The organism is Paraburkholderia sp. Ac-20340 (assembly GCF_017104965.1).
GTDB lineage: Bacteria > Pseudomonadota > Gammaproteobacteria > Burkholderiales > Burkholderiaceae > Paraburkholderia.
Window position 1 is genome coordinate 1 of the sequence record NZ_JAAGPR010000050.1, and the last position, 20,959, is coordinate 20,959.

17 protein-coding genes are annotated in these 20,959 nt (G+C 60.0%); 13 read left to right on the forward strand and 4 right to left on the reverse strand.

From position 1 onward, the window contains the following. The 4 genes from G3N59_RS34475 to G3N59_RS34490 all read right to left on the reverse strand — a co-directional run. A partial coding sequence (locus tag G3N59_RS34475) for an alpha/beta hydrolase (RefSeq protein ID WP_205987316.1) occupies nt 1–599 on the reverse strand: 599 nt, incomplete at its 3' end. Continuing rightward, nucleotides 596–1,624, reverse strand: a complete 1,029-nt coding sequence (locus tag G3N59_RS34480; RefSeq protein WP_205987318.1) for a M14 family zinc carboxypeptidase — start codon at nt 1,622–1,624, stop codon at nt 596–598. The genes G3N59_RS34475 and G3N59_RS34480, both read right to left, overlap by 4 nt. Nucleotides 1,625–1,986: 362 nt before the next feature. Further along, nucleotides 1,987–2,508 carry a hypothetical protein gene (locus G3N59_RS34485; RefSeq protein WP_205987321.1) on the reverse strand — a complete coding sequence of 174 codons (522 nt, stop codon included), beginning with the start codon at nt 2,506–2,508 and terminating at the stop codon, nt 1,987–1,989. 323 nt (nt 2,509–2,831) lie between these two features. Then, nucleotides 2,832–3,362: a hypothetical protein gene (locus tag G3N59_RS34490; RefSeq protein WP_205987322.1), complete on the reverse strand. Its 531-nt coding sequence runs from the start codon at nt 3,360–3,362 to the stop codon at nt 2,832–2,834. Nucleotides 3,363–4,096: 734 nt separating this feature from the next. Here G3N59_RS34490 and G3N59_RS34495 point away from each other — a divergent pair. The 13 genes from G3N59_RS34495 to G3N59_RS34555 all read left to right on the forward strand — a co-directional run bounded on the left by G3N59_RS34495 (nt 4,097) and on the right by G3N59_RS34555 (nt 20,910). Further along, on the forward strand, nt 4,097–5,200 hold the full coding sequence (locus G3N59_RS34495; protein WP_205987323.1) for a hypothetical protein: 1,104 nt from the start codon (nt 4,097–4,099) through the stop codon (nt 5,198–5,200). A gap of 194 nt (nt 5,201–5,394) precedes the next feature. Beyond that, the gene (locus G3N59_RS34500; protein ID WP_205987326.1) at nt 5,395–6,723 is read left to right on the forward strand and encodes an HNH endonuclease; all 1,329 of its coding nucleotides are present in this window, start codon (nt 5,395–5,397) and stop codon (nt 6,721–6,723) included. 538 nt (nt 6,724–7,261) lie between these two features. Beyond that, nucleotides 7,262–8,116: a phosphonate ABC transporter ATP-binding protein gene (gene phnC, locus G3N59_RS34505; protein ID WP_205987327.1), complete on the forward strand. Its 855-nt coding sequence runs from the start codon at nt 7,262–7,264 to the stop codon at nt 8,114–8,116. Between the two features lie 65 nt (nt 8,117–8,181). Then, nucleotides 8,182–9,168 (forward strand): phosphonate ABC transporter substrate-binding protein, encoded by a 987-nt coding sequence (phnD, locus tag G3N59_RS34510; RefSeq protein ID WP_205987333.1) that lies wholly within the window; start codon nt 8,182–8,184, stop codon nt 9,166–9,168. 65 nt (nt 9,169–9,233) lie between these two features. Beyond that, nucleotides 9,234–10,004 (forward strand): phosphonate ABC transporter, permease protein PhnE, encoded by a 771-nt coding sequence (gene phnE, locus G3N59_RS34515; protein ID WP_241024781.1) that lies wholly within the window; start codon nt 9,234–9,236, stop codon nt 10,002–10,004. A gap of 184 nt (nt 10,005–10,188) precedes the next feature. Next, the gene (locus G3N59_RS34520; protein ID WP_205987337.1) at nt 10,189–11,025 is read left to right on the forward strand and encodes an EamA family transporter; all 837 of its coding nucleotides are present in this window, start codon (nt 10,189–10,191) and stop codon (nt 11,023–11,025) included. A 573-nt stretch (nt 11,026–11,598) separates the two neighbouring features. Next, nucleotides 11,599–12,768: a porin gene (locus tag G3N59_RS34525; protein WP_205987339.1), complete on the forward strand. Its 1,170-nt coding sequence runs from the start codon at nt 11,599–11,601 to the stop codon at nt 12,766–12,768. Between the two features lie 156 nt (nt 12,769–12,924). Continuing rightward, complete coding sequence (locus G3N59_RS34530) at nt 12,925–13,164, forward strand: YtcA family lipoprotein (protein ID WP_205987341.1); 240 nt, start codon at nt 12,925–12,927, stop codon at nt 13,162–13,164. An 18-nt stretch (nt 13,165–13,182) separates the two neighbouring features. After that, complete coding sequence (gene mdtN, locus G3N59_RS34535) at nt 13,183–14,244, forward strand: multidrug transporter subunit MdtN (RefSeq protein ID WP_205987343.1); 1,062 nt, start codon at nt 13,183–13,185, stop codon at nt 14,242–14,244. Continuing rightward, on the forward strand, nt 14,241–16,364 hold the full coding sequence (locus G3N59_RS34540) for an FUSC family protein (RefSeq protein ID WP_205987346.1): 2,124 nt from the start codon (nt 14,241–14,243) through the stop codon (nt 16,362–16,364). Before mdtN ends, G3N59_RS34540 begins: the two co-directional genes overlap by 4 nt. Further along, entirely contained in the window at nt 16,361–17,815 is a 1,455-nt protein-coding gene (locus G3N59_RS34545) for an MdtP family multidrug efflux transporter outer membrane subunit (protein WP_205987348.1), read from the forward strand. The genes G3N59_RS34540 and G3N59_RS34545 overlap by 4 nt, the downstream gene beginning before the upstream one ends. A 35-nt stretch (nt 17,816–17,850) precedes the next feature. Beyond that, a complete protein-coding gene (locus tag G3N59_RS34550) occupies nt 17,851–18,444 on the forward strand; it encodes a hypothetical protein (RefSeq protein ID WP_205987349.1) in 594 nt (197 codons plus the stop codon). Between the two features lie 81 nt (nt 18,445–18,525). Next, nucleotides 18,526–20,910: an arylsulfatase gene (locus tag G3N59_RS34555; RefSeq protein WP_241024766.1), complete on the forward strand. Its 2,385-nt coding sequence runs from the start codon at nt 18,526–18,528 to the stop codon at nt 20,908–20,910. The last annotated feature ends 49 nt before the right edge of the window (nt 20,911–20,959 follow it).

Here is a 20,959-nt window from a genome sequence, read left to right on the forward strand (position 1 = left end):
GCGGAATTCGTGCGCGCCGACTTTGCCATCGTGTTGCGAATGCCTTGCCGATCGCGCGCGAATTTCGTGCCTTGCTTGCGCTTCACATGCGCGACTCCATGTGTCCGCATGCATTTTCTGATGTCGAGGTCGGCGGCGAGCGTGTCGCGGCGCGCGCAGGTGCGGGCGTGGATGGCAGACTCGGCGATGGTGTTCTCGCCGCGCGCCTGCCAGTGCCACGCCGCGCGCAGCAACGCGGGCCACGCGGCGGGCCGCAGGCGCTCGTAGAAGCGGCTATAGGGCCGCATGCTCGTGTTGATCAGCACGAGTTGCGCGATCTCGTCGGGATAGCGCAACGCCCAGGCGGTAGCGACCATGCCGCCCAACGACATCGCCAGTACCTTGTACGGCGCGCGCGCGCCCAGCCGTTGTACCTCGGCGCGCACGACGTCCACACAGGCTTCGACGGACGACGGCGACCGGGCCTGCGCGAGCGTGCCGTTGCCCGGCAAATCGACCGGCAGCACGGCGCCGCAGCGCGCGGCCAGCAGCGGCGCGAACGCGCCCCAGTGGCGCGACTCGCGCGTGAGCCCGCGCAGCAGTATCCAGGGCGCGCTCACGAGCCGGCCTGCGTGTACCAATGCCCGATGGCGCTTTGCAGCACCTGCTGCCGCGCCACGCCCTCCGGCAACCAGCGTTCGGACGAAAACGCCGCGCGCGTGAGGAAATCGAACAGATTGGCGTGCCGCCGCAGCACGCGCGCGGTGCGATGCTGCATCACCGGATTGAACATGCCCTGGCGCGAGAACAACTGACGCGGATTTTTCTTGATCCACAACCACGAGCCGAGTTCGAGCGTGAGCGGCAAAAACACATTGTTCGCGGGCGCACGGTCGTAGGCGCAATCCCAGAGATCGCCATGCAGCAGATATTGATGGCTCTGCGGCTCGAAAGCGTAGCCGTGGTGCGGATGAGCGCGCTCGAACATCGTCTTGAGCACGTACATTTCCGGCAGGTTGCGCATGAGCTGGCGCGTGCGCGCGTAGGGAAACCAGATGCTGTCGCGCCAGCCGTAGCCCGAGTGGCAATCGAGTGCAAACGCGAGCGGCCGATGCGCCAGTTCTTCGTCGACGATCCTGAGCAGCGCGCTCGCCTCGGTTTCCATCGCCGCGCCGCGCCGGCCGCGATACCAGGGCAGCCACGAACCCAGGCGCTGGCCGCCGGCGAGGAAAGGCACGCGCTCGTCGGCATCCTGCGGGGCGTTGCGCATGAGATCGACGCCGTTGGGATTGGCGCGGGTGGCGAGCCACATGCCGCCGGGGTTGACGATGGGCATCATCACGAGCCGCACCGATTCGAGCTGGCGCATCAGCAGTTCGTCCCATGCGAGACGGCCCACCAATGCGCGCATGTAATCGAGCACGAGTTGCGAGCCGATGCGCTCCAGCCCATGTATGCCGCCGAAAAAGCCGATTGCGGGCGCTTCGGGATCGCGCGAACCCACCGACGCCACATAAAGCGAGAACGGCCGCCCGCGCACTTCGACTTCGCCCGCGCTGCGGATGTCGAACCAGCGTGCGCCTGCATCGAGGAGCGTTTTCAGGTCCTCGTATTCCGCGAAGCTGTCGGGTAGGAAGCTATACATAACGCAATATATGTACGGGAGGATGGGCTGAAAGCCTTACCCGGCGTGGGCACGCACGCAGTCTGCCTTATGTTTGTTGCCGTTGCGCGCACAATGATGTGGCGCCAATTACTGATTGTCGGTGACCTGCCGAACGGAGTCGGGCAGGATTAGCACACTGGCTCCCCTTCGCCTCAGTGAGCGCCCACTGACCCTACGGCTTCGCCTTGATCAAGGGCGGTCGAACACGTCTTGCTGCCTTACACGGCACTATTGACTGGATGGCTCACGGTGCCAAGCGCAAGAACGAGTCTTGCGCTTGCCCGTAAGTGCACGATGTCGAAATGAGCTCTACAAGGGCATGTGACGGTAGCCAATGTCGGTCACTCAAAGTCTCCCGAAGAAGCGTCCACCTGGGCGAACTCAAACCCCTGATCGCCGCACCAAGCACTCAGACGAACCGTGTTCAGGTCCGCATAGCCAGTACCGTCTTCGCGTATGACGAGCAAGGTGTCGTGTCCGATAGGGCGAAGTTCCGTGTCGGTCCTACAGTAGGCGTGAGTGCCGACGAGCTCCGCGACCGCATCGTCAAGAACTACTCCATGTTTCTTGCGAAGAAATTCTGAGAGGGAGAGATCCAGCTTTAAGGGGCGCGGTTGCAAAGTAAGGGCCTTGGCCATGTCAACGGCTGCTGCTGAGAGCTGTCTCGGCTCCCAAAAAGCGCCCCCAGGGCGCACGAGGTCTTTCTCTGAAAAATCGCGCTCACTAAGCTTGAAGACACCCTTTCCGTTTATGGATTCGCCTCGCCCCACGAGGAGTTCCTTAAGGTCCTCATGATTTAGATCAGTGCCGAACGGCATCGGTACGCCGCCGATCAGCGAAATCTTGGTCCAAAGGAATTCCAAGAGGATCCGTGCGACATTGTCCCGGCCTGACGCTAGAAGGACCCATCCCTCATTTTGGGCACGGCACAGGTACGGCTGCCCCGTGCACTTCACCAGACACGAAACGAACGACACCATTCCGCCACACAACAAGAACAGCTCATTGACTGTACCGCGCGATGCGCTCCTTCTTGTCTGCGAAGGCTCGAATCGGTTCGTGCAACGGGTGGAGAATTTTATGAAACCCTTTGTGTAGGTTTCTTGCAATCCTCACAAGCCAGTTCATCAGCCTATGGCCGTCCTGCTGCGTCTACTGGATATGTTGCTTCAGTCGTACTGTGGTATCACCGCTCTCCTTTAGATACCGCTCGTCCACCTCGCAGCCGTTGTCTTCGTAAACGTGGCGTCGATGAAAAAGCCTCGACCCGACTTTTTGACTTTATATCAAAATATGCTCGATTAGAGAATATCGTCAAAAAGGCAAGAAGAAGAGAACAGAAAAAAATTCCAATTCTAAACCAAGTTCCGTCGCTAACCAAAATCTCCATTCCACTTCCATTTTTTTCAAACAAGGAAAGCTCAAGAAATCTATCAACTTTGCTGAATGCATAACCGGTGAAAAACGCAGACACCGTTTTTCCAATGCTCGTCAATCTACTTTTATCTACTGCGTCATATGGAACGGCATACATTCCAAGCGCCCATCCAATCAACGACCCAAGAATCGCAGAAAGAGCATTGAGTATTAATTGAGACGGACTTTGACCGGCGATACATAGCCATGTGATTGCAACGGCAAAAAGCACGGCGAATGCACAAGTAAAATATACAGTAAGATTATAAGATTCTCGTGGATTTGAATCACGTTCTGGCATATGAGCTCCTCACCAAGGTGCATCATCCGAAAGTGTAGATGATTTGACTTCGATCGAAAGTTTCAAAACTCTTGGTTTGCGGGCCACCGAGCAGTGCGATTTCGGAAAAGGCGAAACTGGAGCGCTCCCTAAGGCCCACGATCAGATCTCGAGAGCGTAGCCGCACCTGCCGCCAAAAGCGATGTGGCTAGTGTGTTCACACCTGACGTTGACAAACTTCAAAGCTAAATGACGACCGGATTGCAAAGTAAAGATCGCACAGCCGGTGCTTAACTTGACGTTAGTTAGCGAATTTATGTTCGTCGTTTATCTGCGAACAACTCAATGCTCGGGCCGCCTTCGACGCTCACAGAGCTTTCCAATGATCAGTGAAAAAATGATCTCAACGGCTGGGCATACTCGATTGCAAATTAATTCAATTTGCATGGAATGCGCGTACGTATGGTGCATGCGATACGCCTAACGATTCCAAACTGGCGTCAAAAATAATTTAATATTTACTTATTTCCCCAATAAGATAACGACCTCAAATTAAGCCCATGCAAAAATCACAAAAAAAACTATAGTTTGTGTTGAAACACACACAAACAATGTGAAATCAAACATATCACGCAAAGTATTTTTTTGTCACTATATTTCCGCAGACTAGCTTCTCAGACACAATGAACATGGCTCGACCAAGAATCATGTTGATCGGTTAGTTCGTCGTTTGTTAACAATGATAAGGAGCTGCCGTGAATATATTAAATGAGCGCATCATGCGAAATCTGCTTTCGCTTAGCGCGTCTACTATTTTGCTTTGCTCGTGTTGCGCCTTTAATCCGTCTTCGTGCAAGACATCGGCAACTGAAACACCTCCAGAGTTCTCAAACTTTGACAAATTTGAATCTGTAGTCGCAGAAAAACTAAGCGGAACCTCAGATTCGAAAAATTTTGTCATTTCTCCGACACCAGGCGGTGCGTATCCCATCGGCACACTTTTACCGTATGGACGTACAGTGGAGATCTTTGATGAATGCTCGATCAACCAACCTCCACTTTACAATGCAGATAATCTAAACGTGACATATACGCTCACGCGCGGCGTGGCACTTGATGCAGGTCTGAGCCAAGCGATCGGCCCTCTCGCATCGGCTGGCATAAGCATCGCGGATAACTCGTCAGTCTCTCTGGGTCTAGCAGATGCCAAAATTCAGCAATTGAGCTACGCTCAACTGAGCAATCTACTTTCCCAGCCGGCCTGTCGAACCAAGATTAGTGGTCAAAACTTATTGATCGTGCGAGGGTACGTTCAAGCAAAAAGAGTTTTTTCGACCAAAGCTCAGAAGAGTATTGAAGCTAAAGCTGATATCACAAAAATCGCAAATTTTGACGCGAAATTCGATGATGGAACTCAGACCTTAACGGTGAATGATTCCGCCCCAGCAAGCTTCCTTCAAATCACATCAGTAGTCTTCATTCCCGCTCCCACTGTGGGCACAACTCCGTCGCAGATTTCACTGTCGACGGTACTCGTGAATCCTACAGCGACGTCTATTGATCCACAGCAGAAGGGATTGGTCTATATCCAGATTGACCGAAACGATTCGCCATCCAACGGTGATAAGGTAAAGCAGCTTCTATCCGGAAAATTTACCGTCGCGAAGGATATTGAACGAATCCAAAGTGCCAAAATGCCAACGACGCCTCAAGTTCGCTATTTCAATGCCGCAGACAAAGCCGATGCGGATGCCGCTGTCGAGTTACTAAGAACGGTGTATCCCAATGCGTTTGCCAAGTACATAGGTTTGCCAGCGCCAGCGGGTCAGCTCGAAGTTTGGTTAGCACGTCAAGGCTAAACGGTAACGTCCCCGCATAGACAGAACAAAATCTATATCAATGCGGGGTCGAACAAAATTCGCGCAGTCTTAGGGCTTTCTGAGCGGTATAGTCAGGCAGGAGCAGATGTTGGACACACTGTTGGCAATCGCCGACAATATCCGCACCGACCTGCAATCGGCTCCGCCGCGGAGCATCGATCACCGACCGACACATGGCCACGCCCTCTCGCCCACAGTACTTTGCCATCAACACGGATCGCGACAGCTATCATAAAAATCATCCGCAAGACCCGACAGGAGATCCCTTCAACGTCTGGATAAAGCGCGGCTGCGGCTTTCTTACACCAACGCCCAAAAATCGGACTGACGTCGCGCGCTTTATGTCCGAGATCAAAACCGGCGATATGCTTTTTGCCTACGAGAGCAGCAATAGGCGGGGATTCATCGCAGTCGGTGTGGCGCTTGAACGGTGGGATCAAATTTCGTATCGCGGTCAATGCCGAGAGCTATTCCGCGATCCCGCCGAAACGTATTTCCAGATCAGGGTGGACTGGAACGTCAACTTCAACTGCTCACTCGACGAGCTTCAGGCCGTAGGCTTTGGCCCCCCTGGCGCCACGATCCTACCGATCCGCGCTGAAAAAAACTTCGATTTTTTGTTCCACAAACTCGCAGGCTTAAACGCTCGTCCCCAACTCGAGCGTCATCGTCCGGGAAAGGAACCCGACTCATTATCACCCGTTCTCGTCGACCCACGGAAGTACGCTCGCGAACTCATGGATGCTGCGGCTACCGCAGCGGTGGCGCTGATGGACGAACGCAGCGAAGAGCCTCTGCAGATCGCGTGGCATGAGCAGACACTTCCAGCTACTGCTGTCTTATCCTTGCCGCCCGGTGCAGCGCCCAGCGAAAACGACCTTCACGCAGTCTCGCTCGCTGGCGCGACGCTTCGCTGTTTGCCCGATCCGATCGATCTAGAACTAGACTCTCTTGCACAACGCGACGATATAAGCACAGAAACTAGGCGCGAAATTACCGCCCGCATAGGTCAAGGTCGATTTCGTGCGGCGTTACTGCAGCTTCACGGGCGATGTGCTGTGACCGGAGTCGCCACTCGCACGGTGCTGCGCGCTGCGCATATTCATCGCTGGGTCGACTGCGCTGACACGCCAGCTGCGCGCCTGGACCTTGAAAACGGCCTTCTACTAACCGCTAACTTGGACGCGCTATTTGAAGCCGGGCTTATTACCTTCGATGATGACGGCCTTATCACCATCTCGTCTCGACTCGATGCTGACGCACAGAAAAGTCTTGGAATCCATGCACATATGCGTCTCTATCGCACGCCGTCGCCCATGCAGCGCATGTACCTACAAAAGCATCGCGCGCGAACGCACGCCGCTCGTGAATCCTATGAAAGCGATCCTTGCACCACGGGCGCTGAAGCTCCTCGCATCAATCTCAAGTCGTGCATCGGGTCGCCGGTTGATCACGGCTTCACGCTGCATATTGATGGGTCGGCCGCCAGCCGCGCACTTTGATCGTCGTTCGGCTCATGCGTAACTGCCGTTTTGACTCGATAGCCGCGATCAAGGCAGAGCCAATTCGAAAGACTGACGGTGGTTGTATGCAAGCTCCCCCGCAGAGCGGTTGATGCCGTTGCTAAGCACCACTGCGGGCGACGGCTTCTACTCGGGCTCGACAAGCAAACTCTCAATCTCGGAGGGCCTCGTCTCCCATCGAATATACAAATGTTTCCTAAGCTCAATGCCTGCATGGCGGCGCGGTTCGTGAGTGTTTTGTTGCGCGTCAGTCCCACAATATATCCGCTTCGTCGTGCATTGAGCGTGACACGTGTGCGGCGTCACACAGATGTCACGCGCGCGAAAGGAAAGATGTCACAACAACGACATCGCCCCGCACATCCGATCTGCGCCAGAACGGCCGCGAACGCATCACAGATTGTGTAGTCGTCTAGACGTCGCGACAGCTTCACTCAACCGTCACAGTCGCTTCCTAGAATGGCACCGACTCAACCGTGACTCGCGGCACAGCGCCCGACTCATATGACGAATCGGAATGGAAGCCACGATGGACGCGATACTTATCGAACGCCTCTCGAAGACCTTTAACGGGGGCGCATCTGCCTGCGGCCGCAAGGCGCTCGACGAAATCAATCTGCGCGTGGGCAGCGGCGAAATGGTTGCGCTGATCGGCGCATCGGGTTCGGGAAAATCCACCTTGTTGCGCCATATCGCAGGCTTTGTAGCCTCCGACCCGCAACCTTCGCAGATCGAAATATTGGGCCGGCCGATCCAGCAGAACGGCCGCATCGTGCGCGAGGTGCGCCGCATTCGTCGCGACATCGGCTTCGTCTTCCAGCAGTTCAATCTCGTGCATCGCCTGACGGTGGAGACCAATGTGCTGATCGGCGCTCTCGCGCGGCTGCCGCTGTGGCGCCGTCTGACCGGCCGTTTTCCGCGCGCCGAACGCGATCTGTCCGCTGCGGCGCTGGCGGAAGTCGGCATCAGCGACAAGGCTGGCGAGCGCGCCGCGAACCTTTCGGGCGGCCAGCAGCAGCGCGCCGCGCTTGCCCGCGCACTCGTGCAACGCGCACGCCTGATTCTCGCCGATGAACCCATCGCCTCGCTCGATCCGGAATCGTCGCGCCGCGTGATGGACATGCTGCGCATGCTCAATCGCAATCATGGCCTGACCGTGGTGGTCTCGCTGCATCAGGTCGATATCGCCATGCAGTATTGCCCGCGCACCGTCGCGCTGCGCGATGGCCGCGTGGTGTACGACGGGCCGTCCGCGGCGCTCACGCCTGTGCTTTTGCAACAGCTTTACGGCAGCGCTGCGCGCGAACTGCTCGAAACCGATGCAGATCGCGCAGCCATGCAGCACTTTGGCGCACAGCCGAACGCTGCGTGAACACGATCATTCGTTGTCCATAACACGCAAACGTTTACCTTCTCACGAACCGGATCGACTCTCACATGAAACTGCTCCGTTCCATGCTTTCCTGGTGCGCCACCGGCGCCGTTGCGTTCGCCTCGCTCGGCGCTTCGACTGCCCACGCGGAAGACCTGAATTTCGGCATCATTTCGACCGATTCGTCGGCGGTACTCAAACAGCGCTGGCAACCGTTCATCGACGATATGAACCGTCAGACGGGCCTGAACATCCATGCTTTCTTCGCCACCGATTACTCGGGCATCATCGAAGGCATGCGCTTTAACAAGGTACAGATCGGCTATTTCGGCAATGCCTCGGCGATGGAAGCCGTCGACCGCTCGAATGGCGAGATCTTCGCCAAGGTGCTCTACGCCAACGGCGACGCGGGCTACAAATCGGTGCTCATCACCAACGTCAACAGCCGCGTCAAAACGCTCGACGATGTATTCAAGAATCCTAAAGACCTCACGCTCGGCTGGGGCGATCCGAATTCGACTTCCGGTACGCTGATTCCCGGCTATTATCTGTTCGCGCAACACGGCCTGAGCGTGAGCGCCACGACTTTCAAGACCGTTCTGCCGTCGAGCCATGAAGCCAATCTGCTCGCGGTGGTCAATAACAAGGTCGATATCGCTACGAATAACACCATCGAGCTTTCGTCGCTGGAAAAGAAGCATCCTGAGCGTTTCGCCCAGGTGCGCGTGCTCTGGACCTCGCCGCTGATTCCGTCCGATCCGCTCGTGTGGCGCAAGGACCTGCCCGAAGCCACCAAACAGAAGCTGCGCGACTTCTTCTATCACTACGCGAGGACCGATCCGCACGAAAAGGCCGTGATGGCCGCGATCACCGGTTACGCCGGTTTCGCGCCCGCTACCGACGCACAACTGCTACCGATCCGCCAGATCGCGCTCAACCAGCAGAAAGAGAAAATCACCGCCGACACACATCTCTCCGACGACGACCGCAAGAGCCAGATCGCGGCCATCGACGCGAAGATCGGCGCGCTCAACGCTGCGGCCAAGCCGTAATGAGCACGATGGACTTCGAGGCTTCTTCGACGAAAACAGCGCAATCGCAGGCAGCCGCAGCGGCGATGGCAGCGGGAAAAAGCAAACGTAGCTGGTCCTCTCTCGTGCTCTGGGCGATCGTGTTCATGTTGCTCGGCGCGGCGTGGCAGGGCGCGGACATGCGCCCGCTAGACCTGATCGCCGATTCGTCGAATATGGGCACGTTCGCGCGCGACTTCTTCCCGCCCGACTTCACCGAATGGCGCACGTACGTCCACGAAATGTGGGTCACGGTGGCCGTCGCGCTATGGGGCACGGTGCTGGCGATCGTCTGCGCGGTGCCGTTCGGGCTGATGTCCGCGCACAATCTCGCGCCGCGCTGGGTGCTGCATCCGGTGCGCCGTTTGATGGACGCATGCCGCGCGATCAACGAAATGGTGTTCGCGATGCTGTTTATCGTCGCGGTGGGACTCGGTCCGTTCGCGGGCGTGCTGGCGTTGTGGGTCCACACGACTGGCGTGCTCGCCAAGCTCTTTGCCGAAGCCGTCGAAGCCATCGATCCGCGTCCCGCCGAAGGCGTGCGCGCAACCGGCGCCACGCCGCTCGACGAAATCATCTACGGCGTGCTGCCGCAAGTCATGCCGCTGTGGATCTCCTACGCGCTCTATCGCTTCGAATCGAACGTGCGCTCCGCGATGGTCGTGGGGATGGTGGGCGCGGGTGGCATCGGCGTCGTGCTGTACGAGGAGATCCGCTCGTTCGACTACGCGCAGACCTGCGCGGTGTTGATCATGGTGATCGCTGTCGTGACCGCAATCGATCTGATTTCCGCCCGCCTGCGTGCCCGCGTGACCTGACGCACGCCGCTTTCCATCGCATCTCTTGGCAGGCGCGAACCGCATCGTTCAAGCGGTTCGCGCCTCGTCGCATTTCTGGCAGCGCAATGGCGTTCGCTAAAATAATCGATCAAGTCAACATACCCTTTGCGGACGCCAGCCTTGCGCGCCGCTTTTTGCTCTTTCGTTCTTTCGCTAACGCTCAATGGCAAGCTTCGTCGTTCTGCTGGTTCTGCTCTCTGCACTCATGCACGCGAGCTGGAATGCCTTCCTCCACCTCTCGGGCGACCGCGTCTGGCTGCTCGGCATGTTCTCGATCCCCTATCTGCTGGTGAGCGCTGCCGCCGTGTGCGTGCTGCCGTTACCGGCGGCCGGGGCATGGCCGTATATCGGCGCGTCTGCGCTGCTGGAATTCGCCTATTGCTTCACGCTGATCCGCGCCTATCGCAGCGGCGATTTCGGCCTGATCTACCCGATCGCGCGCGGCCTGTCTCCGTTGCTGATTTCCGCAGGTGCGTTCGTGTTCGCGCACGAAAAACTGCATGCGACCGCCGCTGCCGGTGTCGTACTCGTGTCGCTCGGCATCATGTCGCTGGCGTTGCGGCGCGGCATGCGCTTCTCCGGCGAGAGCGTGCCGTGGGCGCTGCTCACGGGTCTCTTTATCGCGGTCTATTCGCTGGTCGATGGACTGGGCGCGCGCGTCGCGGGCAATCCGCTCAGTTACATCATGTGGGTCTATCTGCTCTGGAACGTGCCGCAGTTCATCGTCGTCTGCACACTGCGCGGCGGCGTGACGCAGATGTTCGTATCGAAGGCCAACGCAGCGCGCGGCATGCTCGCGGGCGTGCTCGCGCTGATCGCCTATTGCCTCGTTATCGAAGCGTTCCGCTATCTGCCGATCGCGATGGTGTCCGCACTGCGCGAAATGTCGTCGATTTTTGCAGTGCTGATCGGCTGGCTCTTCATGAAGGAACAACTGACCGCGCGCCGCATGGTCGCATGCGCGCTTGTGACCTGCGGCGCCGTGCTGATTCGTCTCTAGAGCACGCTATGCTTCCCTGATCCGGCGCTGTCTATGCGCGCCGGATTCAAGCGCACGAAACGCACGCCCCGTTTGTCTGGATGAACGCACATCGCAAAAGGTCTTTGTATAGGGCGCACGCAATAAAACCCCTGCGCGATCACACTATTTTTTAGCATCGATCAAGTTCGGTTAAATCCAGCGCACGCTTATCCGACAGAATTAATGCGAGCGCCTATCCCGACAAGAACCCCTTCTTGTCGATATAGACACCGCATAATTATCGCCATGAGTCAAAACAAGACAATATGCATACGACTCAATGACACTCCATTTCACAAAGAAAAATTAAGTCATTGATTTAACTACATCAATTTAACAAAAGCGTTTTCATTTAACACATGATCGACATAAGTTGTCATCTCAAATAAAGGTAAAATCCGGCCGACAGATTAATCTTATTTATATAAATCTACTTGACCATCTATAGTCGAATTCCGACTGCCTCTCCTGTTTTTCCGCCAGCGCAACCAGGTCAGATTTTTCACAACATTTGCTTGTGATATTTCCACCCTTCAATCAGGACAACTATCGATGAACAAGAAAACTCTCGTCTTTGCAGCGGCTACGACCACCCTTGCGAGCGCCGCGCACGCCCAGAGCAGCGTGACGCTGTATGGCCTTGTCGATGCCGGTCTGACCTATGTGAGCAACGAAGGGAACCGCAATTCGCCGGTCTCGCCAACTGGCAGCCTCACCGGCGGCAAGGCGATGTTCGGCATGACCAGCGGCAATCTGCAGCAAAGCCGCTGGGGCCTGCGCGGCGTCGAAGATCTGGGCGGCGGCCTGAAAACGGTCTTCAACCTCGAAAGCGGCTTCAACGTCACGAACGGCAGTTCCGCGAGCAGCGCGCTCTTCAATCGCCAGGCTTTCGTGGGTCTGTCGAGCGACTACGGCACGCTCACGCTCGGCCGCCAGTACGACTCGATGGTCGACTACATCGCGCCGATGTCGGCAACCGGCACGTTTGGCGGCACCTACTTCGCGCACCCGGGCGACAACGACAACCTCAACGCGTCGTTCAGCATCAGCAACGCAATCAAGTATCAGAGCGCCAATTACGCCGGGTTCTCGGCCAACGCGCTCTATGGCTTCTCGAACCGTGCAGGCGGTTTCGCCGACAACCGCGCCTACAGCGTGGGCGCGGGCTACACCAACGGCGGTCTGCGCGTGGGCGCGGCCTATTTGCAACTGCAAGGCCTGAATTCCGGCAACGGCAACGGCGCAGTCCAGAACCTGCCTACGTTCACCACCGCCAACCTGCCGGGCATCCAGAACCAGCGCACCTGGGGCCTGGGCGCGAGCTATGACTTCGGCCCGGCACTCGTTGGCCTCGTGTTCACGCAGAGCCGCTTCCAGGACAACCTCGCAGACGCTTCGGTCAAGTACAACAACATCGAAGTCAACGGCCGCTACAACTTCACGCCGGCGTTCTACGTGGGCGCGGCTTACACGTACACGCAAGGCCTGCGCAACACGCCGGCTAGCGGCACCTCGAACAACCTTTCCGCGCACTGGAACCAGTTCGGGTTGCTGGCCGATTACTCGCTGTCCAAGCGTACCGACCTCTACGCGGAAAGCGTCTTCCAGATCGGCGCCAACAACCAGAACGGCACCAACATGGCGCAAATCAACGGTACCGATACGCCGTCGACGAGCCGCGCTCAGGCCGTCGTGTCCGCCGGTATTCGCCATCGCTTCTAAGCGTTCGAGATTGGGAGCCTGGGCGTAGCGATGCGATCCATCCCGCTACGCCGCACGCGCTCGCGCTCCACAATCAGGTCACTCCCGGTCCGTCGCGCCACGGCCAGCGCGATGGACCCTCTACCCCATCCGCCCAAGATGAGAAAGCCACTTCTTTTGTCCATCGCGCTTCTGGCAAGCGTGGCCGGCTGCTCGAAAGCCCCATCCATTCCCGTTAGCGGTGCTTACTTTCCAGACTGGATTTTCTGCATCCTCGCAGGCGTTCTGCTGACCTGCGTTCTGCGCGCTGCACTGTCGCGCGTGCGCAGCGGCATGCCTCCCGCTCTGCCTTTGCTCGTCTGGCCGGCCTTGATCGTGCTGCTTTCGCTGCTGTGCTGGCTGATCGTCTTCAACTGATTTTCCCGGATTGCACTCATGCCGAGCACGTCGTCTCCCGCTTCGAAGAGCAAGTGGCCCGCTCTCCTTCTTGTCATCGTGACCGTCGCGTTACTGGTGTTCGTCTGGTGGCGCGTGGACACCGCGCCATCGACCGATGACGCCTACGCCTATGCAGACACGATCGACGTCAGCGCCGAAGTACCCGGCCGTATCGTCGAGATGCCGGTGCGCGACAACCAGGCGGTCAAGAAAGGCGACCTCCTGCTGCGCATCGACCCGCGTCCGCTCGCCGACGAACTCGCGCGCGCGCAGGCGTCGCTCGCGGCGCTCGACGCGCAGATCGCGCTGATGCAGCGCGCCATCGACGCCCAGCGCTTCAACGCGAAGTCCGTGCAGGCGGTGAGCGAAAAAGCGCGCGCCGCCGCCGCGCTCGCCGCAAAAACGCTGCGCCGCACCGAACCACTGCTCGCGCCCGGCTATGTCTCCGCCGAAGACGTCGATCGCGCACGCACGGCACACGCCGCCGCGCAAGCCGACTCAAATGCCGCGCAACTGCAGTTCCAGCAGGCAAGCGCCGCTGTCGGCAGCGTCGACGCGCTGGTTGCGCAACGCAGCGTGATCGAAGCGGAGATCGCGCTCGCGCAGCATCGGCTCGACATGGCGAGCGTTCGCGCGCCATTCGACGGCCGCATCGTGTCGCTGAAAACCACGGTTGGCCAATACGCCACGCCCTTGAAACCCATCTTCACGCTGATCGATACGGAACATTGGTACGTCGTGGCGAATTTCCGCGAAACTCAACTCAAGCGTATTCGCACGGGCACGCCCGCCACCGTCTATCTGATGACCGACAGCGGTAGACGCTTTCGCGGCACGGTCGATTCGATCGGCTATGGCGTATTGCCCGACGATGGCGGCCTCGTGCTCGAAGGCCTGCCGCGCGTACAACGCTCGCTGAACTGGGTGCATGTAGCGCAGCGCTTCCCGGTGAAAATTCGCGTCGATGCGCCGGATAACACGCTCTTTCGCATCGGCGCATCGGCAGTCGCCCGCCTCGATCTGGACGCCGACAAGCGCAATGGCGCGACCGCACGATGACGCGTTTCGCCACGTCTGACCGCAACCGGGCGCCTACGCTCCCCGATTCCTGCCGCGAAATTCTGCACGCGGAACTAGCACCGTACCCCGGCCGCGCCAACTTCATGCTGCGCATGCTGATCGCGAACCTGCTGGTGATCGTGATCGGCATGACCCTGCAATTGCCGATGACGATCCTCGCGGTCGTCTCCGTGATCGGCACGATTCAATCGAACACGGTACTCACGCGCCTGATCGGCGTGCTGACGCTGGTGGCGCTGGCCATGGCGATCGGCACGACGCTCGTGCTCGTGAAGTTCACCTACGACTATCCGCTGCTGCGCATCGCGCTCGCGTCGCTGATCTATCTGGGCTGCATGTACCTGATGCGCGCGATGAAGCTCGGCATCATTTTTTCGGGCGTCGGGCTCGTGGTGATGTACGCGCAATCGATGCTCGATTCGGCGATGCCGCCGGAACTCGTGACGCGCGAAATCCTCTGGGCGATGGTCGCAACGGGTTACGGCACGATCGTCGCGCTGTTCGTCAATCGCTGCGTTTTGCCGCGCTCGCCCGCGAAGCAGATGAGCGACGAAGCGCACGCGCAACTCGCGCAGGCCAATGCGCGTCTCACTGCCTGCGCAATCGGCCGCACAGAAGGTCTCGCGCCGCAGACCCTGCGCACGCTGCGACTCGGCTTCGACAAGCTGCAGAAACTCGCGCAATTTTCCGCCATGGACGCACCGCACGACGATGCGGGCAAGCGGTATCGGCAAAGCTGGCTGGGCGTGGTGTCGCGTGTGCGTTACGGCGCCAATGCGCTCGCTGCGAACATCATCCTGAGCGTTCCCGCTTCGTTGCTGCGCCATCTCGTGCGGCAGATCGAGGCGCTCGATACGGCCATTGCCGCTCAGGCGCCGTATTCGCTCGATTGCACGCCGGAGCAGCGCGCCGCGCTCGAACGCAATCCTGAAACCGGCGCGATCGTGCGTGCGCTCGATGCTTTCGCCCAGTTCAGTTCCAGCGGCAGAAAGCCGCCGGCCGTCGAAGCCAACACCGCCGACGCCATGTGGCTGCCGGACGCCCGCACCAATCCGCACTACCTGCAGTTCGCGCTCAAAGCGTTGATCGCTTCGCTGATCGCCTACGTGTTTTATACGGCGACGCAGTGGGAAGGCATCCACACGATCATGATCAGCGTCTCGCTGCTGCTTTATCCGACGCTCGGCATGTCGCTGCAACGCATGCCCTTGCGCCTTGCAGGCGCACTGTTCGGCGCGTTGCTCGCGATCCTGCTGACGGTGCTCGTGATGCCGCATCTGGACAGCATCGTCGGGCTTTTGCTGATGCTCGCGCCGGTGTTTCTGGTCGGCGGCTGGATCGCAGGCGGGCCCGAGCGCAGCAGCTATATCGGCGTACAGATGATCGGCACGTGTTGCCTGCCGCTGGTGGAAGGTTTCGGCCCGAGCTACGACCTGACCGAAGTGCGCGACCGCGCGGTGGGCATCGTGCTGGGCATCGTCATCAGCGCGGTGGTGTTTTCGTGCCTTTGGCCGGAGAGCGAACGCGCGGCCATGCGCCAGCGTCTTGCGGCGCTGCTTCGGCAGATCGCGGATCTGATGCGCCCGGGTCAGCAGCAACGATCGGCGATCGAGCGCCAGGAGCCGCTCGTACAGGCGTGGACGACGCTCAACGAATGCGAAGCGATGTACGAACGCATCGTCTACGAACGCGATTTCCGCAGCGGTCCGCAAGCCGATCTGGCGCAGCGCGCTCGCACACTGCTCGATCAGGCACGTCTGATCCTGGTCGCGCAGGACGATCTCTACACTGCGCTCGCTGCAATAGGTGTGCTGCCGCCAGACGGCACCACGGTCATCGCGAAGGTGCTCGATCAAACCGGCGATGCGCTCGATCACTACGCCGAGGCCGTCGAGCGCAGCGCAGATGCCCGCGCCGCGCGACCGGATTCATCGATCGTTGCTCTCGCAACTGTCTTCGAAAAACTCAATCTGCCGCAGCAGGAAAAAGACGCGTTGATGGCGCGTCTGCGTCGGCTGCTGGAACGCGTCGCCGGTTTACCGGAGAACCCGCTCAAGTCGCCGGCGGCCTCGCCCCGCGTTGAAGGACCCGCTCAATGATTGTCAGGAACCTGAGTTTGTCGGTATGCGCCGCGGCCTTGTTTGGCGTTTTCGCAGGCTGTGCCTTGATCCGCGACGACAGCGCGCCGCACGCGCAGCTTCAGTTATCGACGCCGATCGCCGCCGACATGCAGTTGCCCGCAGGACCGTGGCCCGCCGCGCAATGGTGGACGCGTTACCACGACGCGCAACTCAATACGCTGATGGAGCGCATGCTCAGCGGCTCGCCCACGATTGCCGCCGCGCGTGAACGCATCACGGCCGCGCGCGCGCAAACCGATCTCGCCGGTTCCGGCCTGCTGCCGCATCTGGGCGCGGGCGCGGTCATCAACGTTCAGCATGAATCGTCCAATGGTTTGCTCGGCCCTTATGCGCAGAATTTGCCACGGCTGGGGATAGACGGTCCCTGGTACACCGAAGGATTGATCGGCGTTGGCGGCAGTCTTGAGATCGATCTCTGGGGACGGCATCGCGCCCAGGTTGACGCAGCGATGGGCATGCAACACGCCCACGAAGCCGAACTGGCCACCGCCGAACTCGAACTGACGGCAGACGCGGCACGGCTCTATTACGCCGTTCAAGCGGGCTATCAGCTGATCGATCTGCTCAAGGCATCGCAAGCGGCGCTCAACTACGCGGTCCAGGCGCATCAGGGCAAGCAGGCGCGCGGTCTCGAAGCGCAGCTGCCGGTACTCGCTGCGCGTAGCGAATTGCTTGGCGTGCAGCGTCAGATCGTGGCCGCGCAGGCGCAGGTCGCGCAAAGCCGCGAGGCGTTGCGCGCGCTCGTGCACGCCGCCAGCGACGATCCCTTCGTGCTGCAACCCGTGCCGTTGCCCGTGCCCGCGGCGGGGCTGCCGCCCGATCTGCCGTATCGACTGCTGGCGCGCCGCCCCGATCTTCAGACCTTGCGCTGGTATGTGCAGGCTTCGCTCAGTCAGGTCGACGCCGCCCGCGCCGCGTTCTATCCCAGTCTCGATCTGAAAGCGCTGTTCGCGCTGGACAGCCTGCACATGAACAAGCTGTTCAGCGCCGCGAGCCAGCAATTCAACCTGGTGCCTGGCCTCTATCTGCCGATCTTCGACGGCGGCCGCCTGAACGCCAATCTTCGCAACGAGCGCGCGGCCAGCAACATCCTGATCGAACAGTACAACCAGGCCGTGCTCAACGCCGTGCGCGACGTCGTCATCAACGGCAATCAATTGCAGGCGCTCAACGCCGAACGTTCCTTGCAGGACGAAAAGGTACGCGCCGCGCGTTTCGCGCTGGACGCCGCCAGCGCGTCGCATGAACGCGGCCTGGCCAGCCAGCTTGTCGTCGAGCAGGCCAGCCTGCCGGTAATCGCCGAACGCATCGCCCTGCTCGCGCTCGACGAGCGTCGTCTTGGCGGCGACATCGCCCTGATCAAGGCACTGGGCGGCGGCTATGACGGCGCCCCGCCGCTTTCCCAATGACCATTCCGGTCGATAACCCTGGAGTAGACGAAACCATGCAGAAGTTCACCTACCACGTTGCGCAGGTCCTGTCGGCAACGGCCGTATTTCTCGCCATCCCGGCCGCGCATGCCGACACGCAACCGCAATCGGCAAGCGCCAATGCCATCGGCGCCGAAGGCGCCATCAACCTCAGCGCGAAGATCACGCAGATCTACCCGGAGACCAACAGCGTCGCCGTCAAAGGCCCCAAAGGGCACACCGTCGTGTTCGACGTCGATCCCGCCACGGCCGACGTGCACAAGCTGAAGGTCGGCGACGAAGTGGACGTCGCCTATCGCGCGGCGCTGCTCATGGCCGCCGACAAGGCCGACCCCAAGGGCGCGCGCGCACGCGCAACGGCGGAAACCACTGCGCCGGCCTCGAACGGCGTGGTCGTGAAGACGCGCACCGTGCAGATCGTCGCGACGATCCAGGCGCTCGACGTCAAGACGCGCGAAGCGACGCTGGCCGGTCCGCGTCAGACGGTCACGATGGCGGTCTCGCCCGATGTCGATCTCAGCAGGTTCAAGGTCGGCGACAGCATCGCCGCGACTTATGCCGCCGCCATGGCGATCAGCGTGACGCGCAACGGCGCCGTCGTGAAGTAAGCGCACGCAACAAGCGATCCAGAGACGCCCGTAAAAAGGGCGAAGGCTATCCGGCATTGCGCCGTAGCTAGAGAGGGACGAATGAAACAACTCAAAGCGAAAAAGACCGCGCTCGCCGCGATCGTGAGCATGGCCGTGTTCTGCATACCGCTCACGACGGCGCAAAGCGCACCGCCGGCGGGCACACCGGGCGCCGGGCAAACGGCATCCGTGCTGCCGTACCCCGACTTCCATTTCACCGGCAAGATTGGCGAAACCTTCAAGGACTCGGACCCCGCCACCTTCCCGCAGCCGGTGCGCCCGCCCAAAGGCGCGCCCAACGTGCTGCTGATCATGCTGGACGACGTCGGCTTCGGCCAGTTCGACGTGACGGGCGGCGCGGTGCCCTCGCCTGCGCTCGACAAGCTCGCGCACGAAGGCCTGCTGTACAACCGCTTTCACACCACCGCGATGTGCTCGCCGAGCCGCGCGGCGCTCATCACCGGGCGCGATCCGCACGTGGTCGCCAACGGCATCCTGACCGAAATGAGCACGGGCTACGACGGCTACACCAGCCTGATTCCGCGCTCGGCCGCTACGGTGGGCGAGATCCTGCGCCAGAACGGCTACGCAACGGCGTGGATCGGCAAGAACCACAACACGCCGCCGTGGGAAACCAGCGAAGTCGGCCCGTTCGATCACTGGCCGACCGGCTGGGGCTTCGAGTACTACTACGGCTTTAACGCAGCCGATTCGAGCCAGTTCCAGCCGATCCTCTACGAAAACCACACGCGGGTGCCAACGTCCACGGACCCGAAGTATCACCTCACGACCGACTTCGCCGATCACGCCATCGCGTGGATCGAGAAAGAAAAGGCCATTGCGCCGGACAAGCCGTTCTTCCTCTATCTCGCGCCGGCCGCCACGCACGCGCCGCACCAGCCGCCCGCCGACTGGATCGACAAGTACAAGGGCCGCTTCGACATGGGCTGGGACGAGTACCGCAAGGAAACGCTCGCGCGCGAGAAGAAGCTGGGCGTCGTGCCGCAGAACACCGATCTCACCGCACGTCCTGCCGAGATTCCCGCATGGGATTCGCTCGATCCGAAACAGAAGAAGCTGTACGCGCGCATGATGGAAATCTTCGCCGCCTACGGCGCGCACGCCGACTTCGAAATGGGTCGCGTGATCGACGTGGTGAAGCGTCTGCCGGACGCCGACAACACCATGATCATCTACGTCGTGGGCGATAACGGCGCTTCCGGCGAAGGCGGTCTTGCGGGCATCACCAACGAGCTCATCACGGTCAACGGGATGAAGCAGGACTGGCAGGATGTCTACAAGGTCATGAACGAACTGGGCGGACCGAAGCACTTCAACCACATGCCGATCGGCTGGGCGCATGCGATGGACACGCCGTTCCAGTGGACCAAGCAGGTGGCGTCGCACTTTGGCGGCACGCGTAATCCGCTGATCATCGACTGGCCGGACGGCATCCGCCAGGGCGGCCAGATCCGCACGCAGTTCAGCCATATCACCGACATCATGCCGACCATCCTCGAAGCCGCGCACATCACGGTGCCGACGAAGGTGAACGGGGTCGACCAGACGCCGCTCGACGGCATCAGCCTGGTGTACTCCTTCAACGATCCGAAGGCGGCCGACCGGCGTCACGAGCAGATGTGGGAACTGCTGATCAACCGCGGCATGTACAAGGATGGCTGGATGGCGTCGTCGCTGGCGTTCAATCCGCTTCAGGTGGTGCGTAAGGACGTGGACATCAACAAGGTGCCCTGGGAGCTTTACAACATCGACGAGGACTTTTCGCAGGCGCACAACATCGCCGCTCAACACCCGGAGAAGCTGAAAGAACTCCAGGCGATGTGGTGGGAGCAGGCGAAGACGCACAACGTACTGCCGCTGGACTGGCGCGGTCCCGAGCGTTTCTCCGACGATCTCACCGGCCGCCCGAATCTTGCGAAGGGCCGCACGAAGTTCGTCTACGACTATCCGCTGGTCGGCTTGCCGGAAGGCTCCGCGCCGGATCTGAAGAACCGCTCGTTCACGGTGACGGCGCAGACGCAGATTCCGCAAAGCGGCGCGAACGGCATGATCTTCACGCAGGGCGGCTTTACCGCCGGCTGGGGCTTCTATACCCAGAAGGGCAAGCTGGTGGTCACGCACAACTTCGTGGATATGGCGCGCTATCGCATCGTCTCGACCGGCAATGTGCCCACGGGCAACGTCACGCTGTCGTTCCACTTCCAGTATGACGGCGGTGGCCTTGGCAAGGGCGGCACGGTGACGATGTTCGCAAACGGCAAGCAGATCGGCGAAGGACGCGTCGAAAAGACCGTGCCGATGAAGTACACGTCGTTCGAATCGCAGGATATCGGCGAAGACGCGGGCACGCCCGTCGACAACACCTATACGCCGCCGTTCAGGTTCAACGGCAAGATCGACAGGCTGACGGTCGATCTGCAGTAAATCTCGATAGTCAGTCTCGATGCCTGACGAACGCACATTGGCGTTCATG